The following is a 12,331-nucleotide window of genomic DNA, read 5'->3' on the forward strand; positions in this document are numbered from 1 at the left end:
AATGAGAAGCCGCTAGTTAGGGGAAAGCATCTCATTTGACAAGAGGCGAATACCGGACCTAACACGGTGTTGCAACCAAGTAGAAATGTCACCGGTTCTGCAAAGCAGGAATGTCACCAAATGCGCTGAGGGAAGCAAAGCCTGACAGGGCGGAGACCTCAGCTATCGCAGTCCTGGCTGGCTTTGCGGTCTGCGATGCGCTTTTGGTCTGCAAGGCTGTTCCAGCCTGTATTCCGGCGCCCGTTCTTTTTGTAATTGTTCTTTGCGCTGACGGGTTTGACCTTTGGCGGAGACGCGGCTTTCTCCTGCTCTTTCTTGATGTGGGCCAGCACAGCGCTGAGATTCTTGTTCTCGGTGATTGCTGCGTGGGTGACACGCTGTTGGTTCGGATCGAAGATGCTGCAGGGCAGGGCAACGCCTTTGGCACGCACCTGGATGCGTGCATCCGGCATCTCGTAGACATCAACGTATGTGCCAACGAGGCCGCGTGTCAGATCGTTAACCTCCAGCCGGATACGTTTGCGGTCATACTTCAGCGTCAAATCCTTAGTGACATAGCGTTTGTCGCGGAGACAAAAGACTTCCACGAGGCGATCCGGCGCGATGTTCAAAGCACGATGCAGGTTGTCCGGCTTGGCGGGTGCCTTTGCAAACTTCGCGTTATAGCGTTCAACGAAGCCCACCAAGAATGCATTGCCATCTTCCATGTTGGAGATACCCGCAAGGCGCAGCTCCTTGACCAACCTGTCCTGCAACGTTCGGTTCGCGCGTTCGACACGCCCTTTGGCTTGGGATGAATTGGCGCAGATGATCTCGATGTTCAGCTCGGCCAAGGCACGCCCAAACTGAGTCATGCCCGTCATGTGTTCATTGGGTTTAGGAACCCTGAACACCGTGTGTTTGTCGCTGTAAAATGCAACCGGGCGACCGTGCTTCAGCAGGTAGCTTTCTAGGGCTTCAAAGTAGCTGAACGTGCTCTCCGACGTCACAAATAGCAGTTCCATCAACGTGCTGGTCGCATCATCGATGAAGACGAGCAGGGTGCAGGGGTCACCCCGATCCTCGAACCATCGGTGATCTGAGCCGTCGATCTGAATCAATTCTCCAAAGCACTCCCGGCGCAGTCTGGGCTGATGGAATGTGCGTCGTTGTTTGCGGGATAGCCAAATCCCGTCCTCGACCATCCATTTGCGCAATGTCTCGCGCGACATCTTGAGCCCATGATGTTCGGCCAGCATCTCAGCAGCCAATGTCGGCCCGAAATCCGCGTAGTCCTCTTTGATGAGGCTCAGAGCATAGTCCCGCTTGGCATGATGGATGCGATTATTCGGAGGTTTGCCACGCGCCTTATGCCGGATCGCCGATGCGCCATCCTGACGGTATCGCTTCAACAGCCGGAAAATCTGCCGACGCGTCAGGTCCAACATGTTCGCAGCGTTGTCGACGCTCAGACGACCATCATCGACCTGCGCCAGAACCTCTACACGGTTCAGTTCGCGCTCGCTCATAACCACCCATCCCATGTCTGCTCACCCTCAGTAAGTTTTGAGGGTAGAGTGACATTCCTGAATTGCTCATGGGTGACATTTTAGCTTTGCCGCTACACACGGGCGACCCGACAATCGGAGTTATGTATAGCTACCGAAATTCGAGAAACGTCGACTTTGAGCCCATCTTGCAGAATTTCTATAATCCAGAGAATGTCAGGATTCGACGCTGATAAGGAGTCCCCGATGGAAATTATGTGCTTAAACGGTTGGGGTGGAAAGCTACACGAAGACTTGCTGCCTTACATCCAAAGCGCCGCTCCCGAAATTCTATGCTTGCAAGAGGTCGTCCATAGTCCATCGTCAGAAAAAGATTGGCTGACATACCGTGATGGGGATCACATCCTGCCGCAGCGCGCAAATTTCTTCCGCGATGTGTCCAGAGCATTGCCCGATCATGTAGCTATTTTCTGTCCAGCCGCGCAGGGTGTTTTATGGGATAAAGACCAGTCGATCCCTTCACAATGGGGTTTAGCAACCTTTGTGCATAAGTCAGTTCCTATCATTGGTCAGGTTCAAGGCTTCGTCCACAAAACGTTCTCACCGGTTGGCTACGGAGATCACCCTCGATCTCGCAGCGCACATGGCGTGCGGGTGTACGATTACAATTCCAATCGTTCCATCAGTGTTACACATATGCATGGGCTGCGCGACTTAAGTGGAAAGATGGATACACCTGAACGTGCAGAGCAGGCACAACGATTACTTAATCTCTCGCAACGGGTATCAGAGCCAGAAGACTTGACGGTGATCTGTGGAGATTTCAATGTCGAGCCAGATAGTGAGACGCTTCGTATTCTAACAAATGCCGGTCTATCTGAACTGGTGATTGGACGCGGATTTACGAGCACACGAAATTCTCAATACAAAAAGGCGGGAAGGTTCGCCGATTATATGCTGATCAGTGATGCCGACGCGGTGCAGAGATTTGATGTGGTTTACGATCCGGAAGTTTCAGATCATTGTCCGCTCATTTTGAACATTTAGCTTAGGCAAACGATGAATTACCTGATCCCTCCGCAAGCACAGTCCGCGTCCCACCGGTTTTGACACCGTACAGCGAAAGTGAAGTTTGTATTTTACGGAATGGAACCAGATTGAATGACCGAATTGGCGACTTGAACTGTAGCGCAGCGACAGACATACTGCGAGCGCGAGGCCATGCCGAGTCAGCGAAATCAGAAAGGCGAATGGCGGGAAAGTCCGCACAACCGCCAGACAGGCTGTGCTCTATTCCGGATCAGAGTTGAAAATCAAACGCTCGTCACAAGGAGCGACACGCAAGATGTTGGTACTGCCTGGCACGTTGAAGGGCACGCCCGCAGTAACCACAATCATGTCATCTTTATCGGCATAGCCCTGCCGTGTCGCTGCGCGCGCTGATTGGACAACGGCCATCTTGAACCGATCCAGCGGGTCGACGATCACGCAATTGGTGCCCCAATAGAGCGTCAATTGCCGCGCCGTACGAGCCACCGACGTCATCGCAATAATCGGCACACGAGGCCGCTCGCGTGCGACCAGAGCCGCCGTCGTTCCGCTCTGGGAAAAACAGCAAATGGCCTTGATGTTGGTGGTTTCCGCTATTTCGCGGGCCGCGGAAACAATCCCATCCGCGATCGTGGCACCTTTGCTTTCGCGAGAGGCTTCGATGATCTGGGTGTAGGTCGGGTCCTGTTCCACTTCGGTCGCGACGTTGTTCATCGTCGTAACCGCCTCGATGGGATAGGATCCGGCGGCGGATTCCGCCGACAACATCACCGCATCCGCACCCTCATAGATCGCTGTGGCAACATCGGAAACCTCGGCGCGCGTCGGCATTGGGCTGTCGATCATGCTTTCCATCATCTGTGTGGCGACGATGACAGGTTTGGCCGCCGAGCGGCATTTACGCACGAGACGTTTCTGGATGGGTGGCACGTTCTGCACCGGCAATTCAACACCCAGATCGCCACGCGCCACCATGATGCCATCACTGACCTTCAGGATGTCGTCAAAATTTTTCACCGCTGCAGGTTTTTCAATCTTGGACAGAATCGCCGCTCGGCCATTGGCAAGGTCGGAAGCTTCCAACACATCCTCGGGGCGCTGCACAAAACTGAGCGCCAGCCAGTCCACGCCAAGATCGCACACAAAAGCAAGATCCTTGCGATCCTTGTCCGACAAGGCAGCCAGCGGCAAAACCACATCAGGAACATTCACGCCCTTGCGGTTTGAAATCACACCGCCAGCGATCACCGTGCAATCGGCAAAATCAGGACCGCAGGCATCCACTTTCAGCCGGATCTTCCCATCATTCACCAACAGGCTCGACCCGGGCTCAAGCGCTGCAAAAATCTCCGGATGCGGCAAGCAGACACGTGTGGCGTCCCCTTCGGCCTCATCAAGATCCATGCGAAACGCCGCGCCGTCTTCCAACATTTCCCCGTCTTCATTGGCGAATACGCCGACGCGAAGTTTCGGTCCCTGCAAGTCGGCCAGAATACAAATGCTGCCACCGCTCTCTTTTTCAATCTCACGTATGATGGCGTGCTTTTCACGGATTTCTTCGTGGCTGCCGTGGCTCATGTTGAGCCGGAACACATCTGCTCCAGCCGCATGCAGCGCCTGGATCATCTCACGGGTGTCCGAGGCCGGCCCTAGGGTGGCCACGATTTTGACGTTGCGGGTGCGTCTCATCTCAAATGTCGTCCTTATTGGCTTGTTACCGCTAACGGATTGCGCATCTTATGTCGCATGATGACTGCCAGAGCAACCACCGTCACCATGGTTAAATTCCATTACTCTTTGATGACACGGCATATGCACCCGGTGCAAGTAATGCCCGCGCGGTTGACATGCGCGCGCGGCACACCAATCTGGAAGTCATGTAAAAGGAGGCACCCATGCCCACACAGGAAGAGATCGAATTGCAAGCCGCCGCATTTCGCCGGTTGCAAAAACATCTGATGGAAGACCGCACGGACGTTCAAAACATAGATATGATGAACCTCGCCGGGTTTTGCCGCAATTGCCTGAGCCGTTGGTATGCCGAGGCTGCCGCTGAAAAAGGCATTCAGATTGGCAAGGACGAGGCGCGTGAACTTTTTTATGGGATGACAATGGAAACATGGAAAACCCAGTTTCAAACGGACGCCAGCGGGGATCAACAAAAGGCTTTCAAAAAAGCGTTCGCTGAAAATGTAGGCAAAGACTGAAGCTGGAAACCCGTTCTCTTTGGGTCCTTGCCCCAGCCTTGTGCACACAAAGGGAAAAATCAGGACGCTCCGGGGCCGGTCGGCATGTGGCCGCCCGGATCAAGGCGGAAGCCTGCCGTTTTCCCGCATGACGTGTTGACACATATGATCACTGTCTTAAGCCTGACCTCCGAAAAGTGGAGGTTTCTCAATGCGTTTCACAGTGTCTGCACTCCTTTTCCTGCTTCTGCTACTGCCGCATGCGGCGCTTTCGTCTACCTTGAATTTGTCTTTTGCGACCCCGGCTGGAACGTCAAAGACCCAGTTGCAGTTGCTGGCTGAGGCTGAGCGTTTTTGGGAAACATTGCTCCCGGGGTATCAGCCAGGGATCACGATCAATGATGTTGTCATCAACGTCTATGCCTTCGACATTGACGGTGAAGACGGTTTTGTCGCGTTTGGCAGGCCCAACGGCCTCGTAAAGCAGAGCGGTTACACTCTGCCCACGCGCGGGTCAGTTGATTTTGACACCGCCGACCTCAATCGCCTTGAAGCGTCCGGGACCCTCTTTGAGGTGCTTTTGCACGAGGTGGCCCATGTTTTGGGGTTCGGCACATTGTGGGAAGCCAACGGTGTCTATGAAATTGGCAGCGGCCAATACACCGGGACCAATGCCGTTAATGCGTATCGCGCGGAGTTTGATCCGGTCGCTGAATTCGTACCGGCCGAGTTGGATGGCGCGCCGGGAACACGCGATGCGCATTGGGACGAAACATGGGCCGGCGGGCCGAACGAGCTGATGACCGGATATGTTGAGCCACCTCTATTTCTGAGCGAGACAACAATCGCGTCCTTCCGAGACCTGGGTTATGAAACTCGTGCGGTGGTCACAGCCATCCCGCTCCCGTCCGGGATATGGTTGACCATTGGCGGATTCGGGTTGCTGATGGTGCCGCGGCTGACAAAACGCCGGCTTCGCACCGGTTGAGCATTCGCTCAACGCTCTTTGAGGCGATGGGGGAGACAAGACACCGCGCATAAGCATGGATCACACCTTTGTGGCAATGCCAGATATGATTGCCACTTCAAGTGGCACTTTGCGAAACACGTCTCCATCCTGCATCGAGCTGAGCACTCCCGATCCTCGGTCTGACCGTTCCTGCCATCATTCTGCGCGATACTTGGCGAAAAGGGCTGCGTCAGGGTCTTGTCTCCCCCCCGGCTCAACTCCAGAGCACGCAGCACTCTTTTGGCGCTGAAAACCTGTCGAGTCAGGCAAACGTGTAGAGAATGCGCCAATCCGCCATCAGCACGGCCCGCGCCGCACCTTCAACACGAACAGTCACACCAGTGAGCACCATCAGGGAACCATCTGGTCTGGACTCCAAAGACCGCAGAGTAAACGTTGCCAGCATCCGGGCACCCGCCGGCACCGGTCCGGTAAACCTGACCCGGTCAAAACCATAGTTGAGCGATGCAACCTGTCCCTCAATCTGGGGCACACCGCTGTAGGCCATGGCCGACAACATCGACAGCGTCAAAAACCCATGCGCCACCGTGCCATCAAATCCCGCAGCACTACCAACGGACGGATCCAGGTGGATGGCCTGCCAATCCTCGGTTACATCGGCAAAGGCATCAATGCGCGCCTGTGAGATTTCCACCCAATCGGAACGGCCAATTTCCTGCCCTTCCATCGCTTTCAGAGCAGACAGTGAAAGAGACGCAGGTACGGACACCGCGTCAGATCGCAGCTTTCAGGCTTTCCTCAAGGTATATCTCACGTAAACGCGGTGCCACGCGGCCGGGCACACCTTCTCCCAATGCCACCCCATCGATTTCAACGACCGGCATTACAAATGTGCTGGCGGAGGTGATAAACGCCTCATCCGCGTCCTTAGCCTCATCAATGGTGAAATTGCGCTCCTCAACTTCCATCTGCGCCTCTTGCGCAAACCGCAACACCGCGGCCCGGGTGATCCCATGCAGAATATCATTGCTCAGTGCCCGCGTGATGATCTTGTTGCCCTTGACGATATAGGCGTTGTTGCTGGTGCCCTCGGTCACGAACCCATCCTCGATCATCCAGGCATCATCGGCGCCGGCTTTCTTGGCCATCATCTTGCCCATTGACGGATAAAGCAGTTGCACCGTCTTGATGTCACGCCGTCCCCACCGAATGTCCTCAATACTGATGACTTTCATGCCTTTTTGCGCCGCCGGGCTGTTGGCAAGGCCGGGCTTGGACTGGGTAAACAACACGATCGTTGGATCGGTTGTCTCAGGGTCGGGGAAGACAAAATCACGATCTCCGGGTGCGCCACGCGTGATCTGAAGGTAAATCATGCCCTCATCAATCTCGTTCACCCGTACCAGCTCCCGGTGAACTTCAAGAAGGTCTTCCAGGCTGATCGGATTGCGCATGTCCAGCGCCTCCAGAGAGCGCTGCAATCGCACTGCGTGGCCGTCAAAATCAATCAGTTTCCCGCCCAGAACAGAGGTGACCTCATAGACGCCATCCGCCATCAGAAAGCCCCGGTCAAAGATTGAAACAGATGCCTCGTTTTCGGGCAGGTAGTCGCCATTCAGATAAACCGTGCGCATGTCATTCTCCTTCTGCGGGGTCCTTCCCCACACGTTCACAAACCCAGATATCCGGTGACGCCTATCCCCACAACCCGGCTTCGGGCGGGTGCACGCCCATTTCGTCGAAAACCAACGCGTTATCGCGGTCTTCGGCCAACAACAACGGCCCGTCCAGATCCGTCACACGTGCACCTTGCGCCAAAATCGTCGCCGGGGCCATGGCGAGACTGGAACCCACCATGCAGCCCACCATCACATCATATCCAAGCGCCAGACCCTCGCGCCGCAAGGCCAGCGCCTCTGTCAGCCCACCAGCCTTGTCCAGCTTGATGTTGATCATGTCGTATTTGCCCCTGAGACCCGGCAAGCTGGCGCGATCATGGCAGCTTTCATCAGCACAAACCGGCACCGGACGCTCCAGCCCGATCAGCGCATCATCCTCCCCGGCAGGCAGAGGTTGCTCAACCAATTGCACACCCAATCGTACCAAATGCGGCGCCAAATCGGCATAGATTTCCGCGCTCCAGCCTTCATTAGCGTCAATAATGATCCGCGATTTGGGCGCACCTGCACGAACCGCTTCAAGCCGGGGCATGTCATCCGGCGTGCCCAGCTTGATCTTTAACAAGGGCCGATGCGCATGTTCACGCGCCTGCATGCGCATCTTCTCAGGTGCATCCAACGACAGCGTATAAGCGGTGATTTCAGGCTGCGGCGCAGGCAGTCCGGCCAACTCCCACGCGCGTTTGCCTGCGCGTTTCGCCTCCAGATCCCACAGCGCACAATCCACAGCATTGCGCGCGGCCCCGGCAGGCAGCGCATCAAAAAGCGCTGGCCGCGTCAAATCTCCAGACAGGCTTTCAATCTGCGCCGTTACACTTTCCAACGTTTCATCATAGCGCGCATAGGGAACGCATTCGCCCCACCCCTCACAGGTGCCGTCCTTGATCCGAACGCTTAAAACCCTGGCCTCTGATCGCGACCCGCGACTGATCGTAAAGACCTGCGCAAGACGAAACACATCCCAGCTAACAGCGATTTCCATGCTCACCCTTTCTTTTGGCGACAAATACTCCCGCCGGAGGCTCCGACGCAAAAAACACCCGACACTCTAAAGATCAGCAAGCGCCTCCGCCAATCGCGCCGCACCGTGGCGAAAAGGATCAACCGTGGGCACACCAAGCCGTGCTTCAACCTCGGCACAATAATCCGTGGCCTCCTGCTCGCTCAGATGTTGCGTGTTGATCGACACACCAACGACCTTGCAATCAGGGTTTGCCACATGCGCAAACTGCAGCGCCGTATCGCGCACCGCTTCGATGCTGGGCAGTGGATACCCCGGCAAGCCGCGCATGTGTTTGCGCGTCGGCTCATGGCAAATGATCAGAGCGTCCGGCTGACCGCCATGGATCAACGCAAGTGTCACCCCGGAATAAGACACATGGAACAAGCTCCCCTGCCCCTCGATGATATCCCAGTGATCCTCTTCATTGTCCGGCGTCAGGTATTCAACGGCCCCTGCCATGAAATCCGCAATCACCGCATCCAGGGGCACGCCATGACCCGTGATCAAGATGCCGGTCTGGCCCGTGGCGCGGAACGTGCTTTTCATATCCTTCTCACGCATCGACGCATCCAGCGCCAAAGCGGTATACATCTTGCCCGCCGAACAATCGGTCCCCACGGCCAGAACGCGCTTTCCGGCCCGCTTGACACCGTTTGCAATCGGATAAGCGTCCGTGGGCACGCGCACGTCATGCAAGGTACCGCCATGCACCTGAGCCGCCGCCATCAGTTCAGATTCATCGCGCAACAGGTTATGCAACCCGCTGGCCAGATCAAACCCCATCTCCAACGCTTCCACCAGCACGCGACGCCATTCCTTGCTGATGTACCCGCCACGATTGGCCACGCCGATGACAACGGTTTTTGCCCCCGCGTCCCTGGCCTCTTGCAAGGACATGTCCTGCAATCCCACGTCCGCCTTGCAACCTTCCATGCGGAACTGGCCCACGGCGTTTTCAGGACGCCAGTCCTTGATGCCTTGCGCAACTTTTGCGGCCAATTGATCGGGCGCATCGCCCAGGAACAAAAGATATGGTGTTTCGATCATGGTATATCCCCCGAGTCGGTGTTTGCTCGCAATCTCGCGGAATTCTGGCGCAATGACATCTCGGAATCACATGTTTGACGTCTGAATTGAGAACTTTCTTCGAATAATTCGGGAAAAATGGCAATAATTAAGCGCATCTACACCATGCGCCGCAGAATGCTGCAACTGCAAAATCCCCTTGCGAGCACGCGCGCAATTTAATAACTGCTGAGGCGATCAGATCGACATTTTATTACACCGAGGTCCGCCATGAGTTTCAAGATCCAGCCCGCCGCCCCTGCCCGTCCAAACCGATGTCAGCTCTTCGGGCCCGGCTCACGCCCTGCGATTTTTGAAAAAATGGCCGCCTCGGCTGCGGATGTGATCAACCTTGACCTCGAAGACAGCGTGGCCCCCTCGGACAAGGACAGCGCACGCGCCAATGTCATCGCGGCGGTATCGGATGTCGACTGGGGCAATAAAACCCTGTCAGTCCGCATCAATGGGCTGGACACACCGTTCTGGTATCGCGACGTAGTTGATCTGTTGGAACAAGCCGGGGACCGGCTGGACCAGATCATGATCCCCAAGGTGGGCTGCGCAGGCGACATCTATGCCGTGGACGCGCTGGTCACATCCGTGGAGGCCGCAAAAGGGCGCGACAAGAAAATCAGCTTTGAGGTGATCATCGAATCCGCCGCTGGCATCGCCCATGTTGAAGAAATCGCAGCCAGTTCGCCACGATTGCAGGCGATGAGCCTCGGAGCCGCCGATTTCGCCGCCTCCATGGGCATGCAAACAACAGGCATCGGCGGGACACAGGAAAACTATTACATGCACTATCAGGGCCAGAAACACTGGTCCGATCCATGGCACTGGGCACAGGCAGCCATTGTCGCGGCCTGCCGCACCCATGGCGTTCTACCTGTTGACGGCCCGTTTGGTGACTTTTCCGATGATGATGGTTTCCGCGCGCAGGCGCGCCGTTCTGCGACCCTGGGTATGGTCGGCAAATGGGCGATCCACCCCAAACAGGTTGCCATCGCAAATGAGGTCTTCACCCCCTCAGACGCAGCCGTCGCCGAGGCCCGCGAAATCCTTGCAGCCATGGCAGACGCCAAGGCCAAAGGCGAAGGCGCGACGGTCTACAAGGGCCGCCTCGTCGACATTGCCTCCATCAAGCAGGCCGAGGTGATCGTGCGACAATCGGAAATGATCAACGGTTGACGCAAGTTTGATTTGGTTTTTGCGCCTGCGCATGTCTGGATCAGCGCGAAGGAGTCCGCCATGTACCGCATCTTTGCCACCATCCTTGCCGCAGTGTGGATCTCATCCGCCCAGGCGCAATATATTGACCTGCGCGAGGGTTGGGTGGTGATCCCCACACAAAAGACCCACGCCAACTTGCTGGCTGACCTGAAAAAAGCCGTAAAGTCGCATAAAATGGGCGTCGTGACGCAGGCAGGTCCAACCGATACGGCACGCAATCGCGGCATCACCATTCCCGAAAACCGCGTCGTGGGCGTGTTCAACAATGACTTCGCTGTCAAGATCCTGAACCTTTCCACTGCCGCAATGATCGAAGCGCCTGTCCGCTTCTACGTCACGGAAAACACCGACGGTACCGCAACCCTCTCCTATAAAACACCTGGATTTGTCTTTGCACCCTATCAGGATGAGGGCGGCGCAGCCCTTAAAGCCCTCACCGATGAACTCGACCAACGTTTTGAAACCATTGCCGATGCCGCGACGCGTTAGACTTCTTTTGGCCAAAAATACTCATATCCCGCCCTTAACTGCCCTCACGCCCGCTCATCTTTGGGCGAGCCCATGACCACATAGGACGTGATCGAAGTGACCTGTGGCAAGGCGCCCAGTTTGTCAGTGTGAAACATCTTGTAACTGGGCAAATCGGCGCATTCGATGCGCAACAGATACTCAATGGATCCGGTGATATTGTGACATTCCACCACCTCCGGCGCGCGCGAAATCGCCCGCTCGAAAGCTTCCTGCGAGGCCTTGGAATGATCACCCAACCCGACACCGATGTACGCGACAAACCCAATGCCCAAAGGAGTCGGATCCAACACCACGCGGTACCCTTTGATCACACCACTGCGTTCAAGCTCCTGCACCCGGCGCAGACAGGCCGAGGGCGACAGTCCCACGCGCTCCGCCAGTTCCAGATTGCTGACACGCCCATCGCGTTTCAGCTCACGCAATATTTGACCGCTTTTCTCATCAATGCTAGCCATAAGTTGCGAAATTACCGCACGCCCGCGCAAGAACGCAACTAAAAATCCGATAAACCGGCTGATGATTGCAACTATGACACTTGAAATCCTCTCCGCCTTGATCCTCTTTGCTTTCGTCAGCTCCGCCACTCCGGGGCCAAACAACCTGATGCTGATGGCCTCAGGCGCAAATTACGGTTTCATCCGCTCAATCCCACATATGCTGGGGATTTCCATCGGATTCACCGTCATGATCATCTTGGTCGGGGCGGGTCTGTCGCAGATCTTTGACAGTTACCCGATCAGCCACAGGATCCTGAAAATCATATCCGTGGGCTATCTGGCCTATCTCGCATGGAAAATAGCCACTGCTGCCGCGATCAAAAAGGACAGCGCGCAGGGCACACCGATGACCTTCCTTCAGGCCGCTGCTTTCCAATGGGTCAACCCCAAAGCCTGGGCGATGGCGCTGACCGCCCTGTCGGTCTATGCGCCGGGCCAGACCCTGGCCGCCTTTGCGTTGGTGGCTCTGGTATTTGGTCTTGTGAACCTGCCCTCGATCACACTCTGGACCATGATGGGCCAGCAAATGGCGCGTCTGCTGACTAATCCTTTTCGCTTGCAAATCTTCAACTGGAGCATGGCCGCGATGCTCATTGCGTCGCTTTATCCGGTGCTCTGGCCCGCCTGACACCC

The 12,331-nt window shown here is 56.0% G+C and carries 13 protein-coding genes; 6 read left to right on the top strand and 7 right to left on the bottom strand.

Annotation, left to right across the window (positions count from 1 at the left end; translation table 11 throughout):
* Positions 1 to 158: 158 nt before the first annotated feature.
* Entirely contained in the window at positions 159 to 1,523 is a 1,365-nt protein-coding gene (locus R8G34_10020) for an ISNCY family transposase (GenBank protein MDW3223205.1), read from the bottom strand.
* Positions 1,524 to 1,733: 210 nt separating this feature from the next.
* Between R8G34_10020 and R8G34_10025 the strand changes: the two genes are divergently transcribed.
* Positions 1,734 to 2,534 (top strand): endonuclease/exonuclease/phosphatase family protein, encoded by an 801-nt coding sequence (locus tag R8G34_10025; protein MDW3223206.1) that lies wholly within the window; start codon positions 1,734 to 1,736, stop codon positions 2,532 to 2,534.
* Positions 2,535 to 2,777: 243 nt separating this feature from the next.
* On the opposite strand, the gene pyk is transcribed toward R8G34_10025, so the two are convergent.
* Positions 2,778 to 4,226, bottom strand: coding sequence for a pyruvate kinase (pyk, locus tag R8G34_10030; GenBank protein ID MDW3223207.1), 1,449 nt, complete (start codon positions 4,224 to 4,226; stop codon positions 2,778 to 2,780).
* Positions 4,227 to 4,432: 206 nt separating this feature from the next.
* Here pyk and R8G34_10035 point away from each other — a divergent pair, with 206 nt between their 5' ends.
* Positions 4,433 to 4,744: a DUF1244 domain-containing protein gene (locus R8G34_10035; GenBank protein MDW3223208.1), complete on the top strand. Its 312-nt coding sequence runs from the start codon at positions 4,433 to 4,435 to the stop codon at positions 4,742 to 4,744.
* Between the two features lie 190 nt (positions 4,745 to 4,934).
* Complete coding sequence (locus R8G34_10040; GenBank protein ID MDW3223209.1) at positions 4,935 to 5,711, top strand: leishmanolysin-related zinc metalloendopeptidase; 777 nt, start codon at positions 4,935 to 4,937, stop codon at positions 5,709 to 5,711.
* 283 nt (positions 5,712 to 5,994) lie between these two features.
* On the opposite strand, the gene R8G34_10045 is transcribed toward R8G34_10040, so the two are convergent.
* From R8G34_10045 to dgcN, 4 genes are all read right to left on the bottom strand, one after another.
* Positions 5,995 to 6,462: a MaoC family dehydratase gene (locus tag R8G34_10045; GenBank protein ID MDW3223210.1), complete on the bottom strand. Its 468-nt coding sequence runs from the start codon at positions 6,460 to 6,462 to the stop codon at positions 5,995 to 5,997.
* 4 nt (positions 6,463 to 6,466) lie between these two features.
* A complete protein-coding gene (locus tag R8G34_10050) occupies positions 6,467 to 7,327 on the bottom strand; it encodes a D-amino-acid transaminase (GenBank protein MDW3223211.1) in 861 nt (286 codons plus the stop codon).
* A gap of 61 nt (positions 7,328 to 7,388) precedes the next feature.
* A complete protein-coding gene (dgcA, locus tag R8G34_10055; GenBank protein ID MDW3223212.1) occupies positions 7,389 to 8,354 on the bottom strand; it encodes an N-acetyl-D-Glu racemase DgcA in 966 nt (321 codons plus the stop codon).
* A gap of 66 nt (positions 8,355 to 8,420) precedes the next feature.
* Positions 8,421 to 9,422: an N-acetyltransferase DgcN gene (gene dgcN, locus R8G34_10060; GenBank protein MDW3223213.1), complete on the bottom strand. Its 1,002-nt coding sequence runs from the start codon at positions 9,420 to 9,422 to the stop codon at positions 8,421 to 8,423.
* 249 nt (positions 9,423 to 9,671) lie between these two features.
* On the opposite strand from dgcN, the gene R8G34_10065 reads away from it, so the two are divergent.
* Both R8G34_10065 and R8G34_10070 read left to right on the top strand, forming a co-directional pair.
* The gene (locus tag R8G34_10065; protein MDW3223214.1) at positions 9,672 to 10,628 is read left to right on the top strand and encodes an L-malyl-CoA/beta-methylmalyl-CoA lyase; all 957 of its coding nucleotides are present in this window, start codon (positions 9,672 to 9,674) and stop codon (positions 10,626 to 10,628) included.
* A 60-nt stretch (positions 10,629 to 10,688) separates the two neighbouring features.
* Entirely contained in the window at positions 10,689 to 11,159 is a 471-nt protein-coding gene (locus tag R8G34_10070; protein ID MDW3223215.1) for a DUF302 domain-containing protein, read from the top strand.
* Between the two features lie 44 nt (positions 11,160 to 11,203).
* Here R8G34_10070 and R8G34_10075 read toward each other — a convergent pair whose 3' ends face one another.
* Entirely contained in the window at positions 11,204 to 11,656 is a 453-nt protein-coding gene (locus tag R8G34_10075) for an Lrp/AsnC family transcriptional regulator (GenBank protein ID MDW3223216.1), read from the bottom strand.
* A gap of 73 nt (positions 11,657 to 11,729) precedes the next feature.
* On the opposite strand from R8G34_10075, the gene R8G34_10080 reads away from it, so the two are divergent.
* Positions 11,730 to 12,326, top strand: coding sequence for a LysE family translocator (locus R8G34_10080; GenBank protein ID MDW3223217.1), 597 nt, complete (start codon positions 11,730 to 11,732; stop codon positions 12,324 to 12,326).
* Positions 12,327 to 12,331 lie beyond the last annotated feature (5 nt).

Source organism: Paracoccaceae bacterium, assembly GCA_033344815.1.
In the GTDB taxonomy this organism is placed as follows: domain Bacteria; phylum Pseudomonadota; class Alphaproteobacteria; order Rhodobacterales; family Rhodobacteraceae; genus Roseobacter.

Coding starts and splice junctions, on each gene's coding strand:
- R8G34_10025 (MDW3223206.1), top strand. CDS start 1,734: ATGGAAATTATGTGCTTAAACGGTTGGGGTGGAAAGCTACACGAAGAC.
- R8G34_10035 (MDW3223208.1), top strand. CDS start 4,433: ATGCCCACACAGGAAGAGATCGAATTGCAAGCCGCCGCATTTCGCCGG.
- R8G34_10040 (MDW3223209.1), top strand. CDS start 4,935: ATGCGTTTCACAGTGTCTGCACTCCTTTTCCTGCTTCTGCTACTGCCG.
- dgcA (MDW3223212.1), bottom strand. CDS start 8,354: ATGGAAATCGCTGTTAGCTGGGATGTGTTTCGTCTTGCGCAGGTCTTT.
- R8G34_10080 (MDW3223217.1), top strand. CDS start 11,730: ATGACACTTGAAATCCTCTCCGCCTTGATCCTCTTTGCTTTCGTCAGC.
- pyk (MDW3223207.1), bottom strand. CDS start 4,226: ATGAGACGCACCCGCAACGTCAAAATCGTGGCCACCCTAGGGCCGGCC.
- R8G34_10050 (MDW3223211.1), bottom strand. CDS start 7,327: ATGCGCACGGTTTATCTGAATGGCGACTACCTGCCCGAAAACGAGGCA.
- R8G34_10070 (MDW3223215.1), top strand. CDS start 10,689: ATGTACCGCATCTTTGCCACCATCCTTGCCGCAGTGTGGATCTCATCC.
- R8G34_10020 (MDW3223205.1), bottom strand. CDS start 1,523: ATGGGATGGGTGGTTATGAGCGAGCGCGAACTGAACCGTGTAGAGGTT.
- R8G34_10065 (MDW3223214.1), top strand. CDS start 9,672: ATGAGTTTCAAGATCCAGCCCGCCGCCCCTGCCCGTCCAAACCGATGT.
- R8G34_10075 (MDW3223216.1), bottom strand. CDS start 11,656: ATGGCTAGCATTGATGAGAAAAGCGGTCAAATATTGCGTGAGCTGAAA.
- dgcN (MDW3223213.1), bottom strand. CDS start 9,422: ATGATCGAAACACCATATCTTTTGTTCCTGGGCGATGCGCCCGATCAA.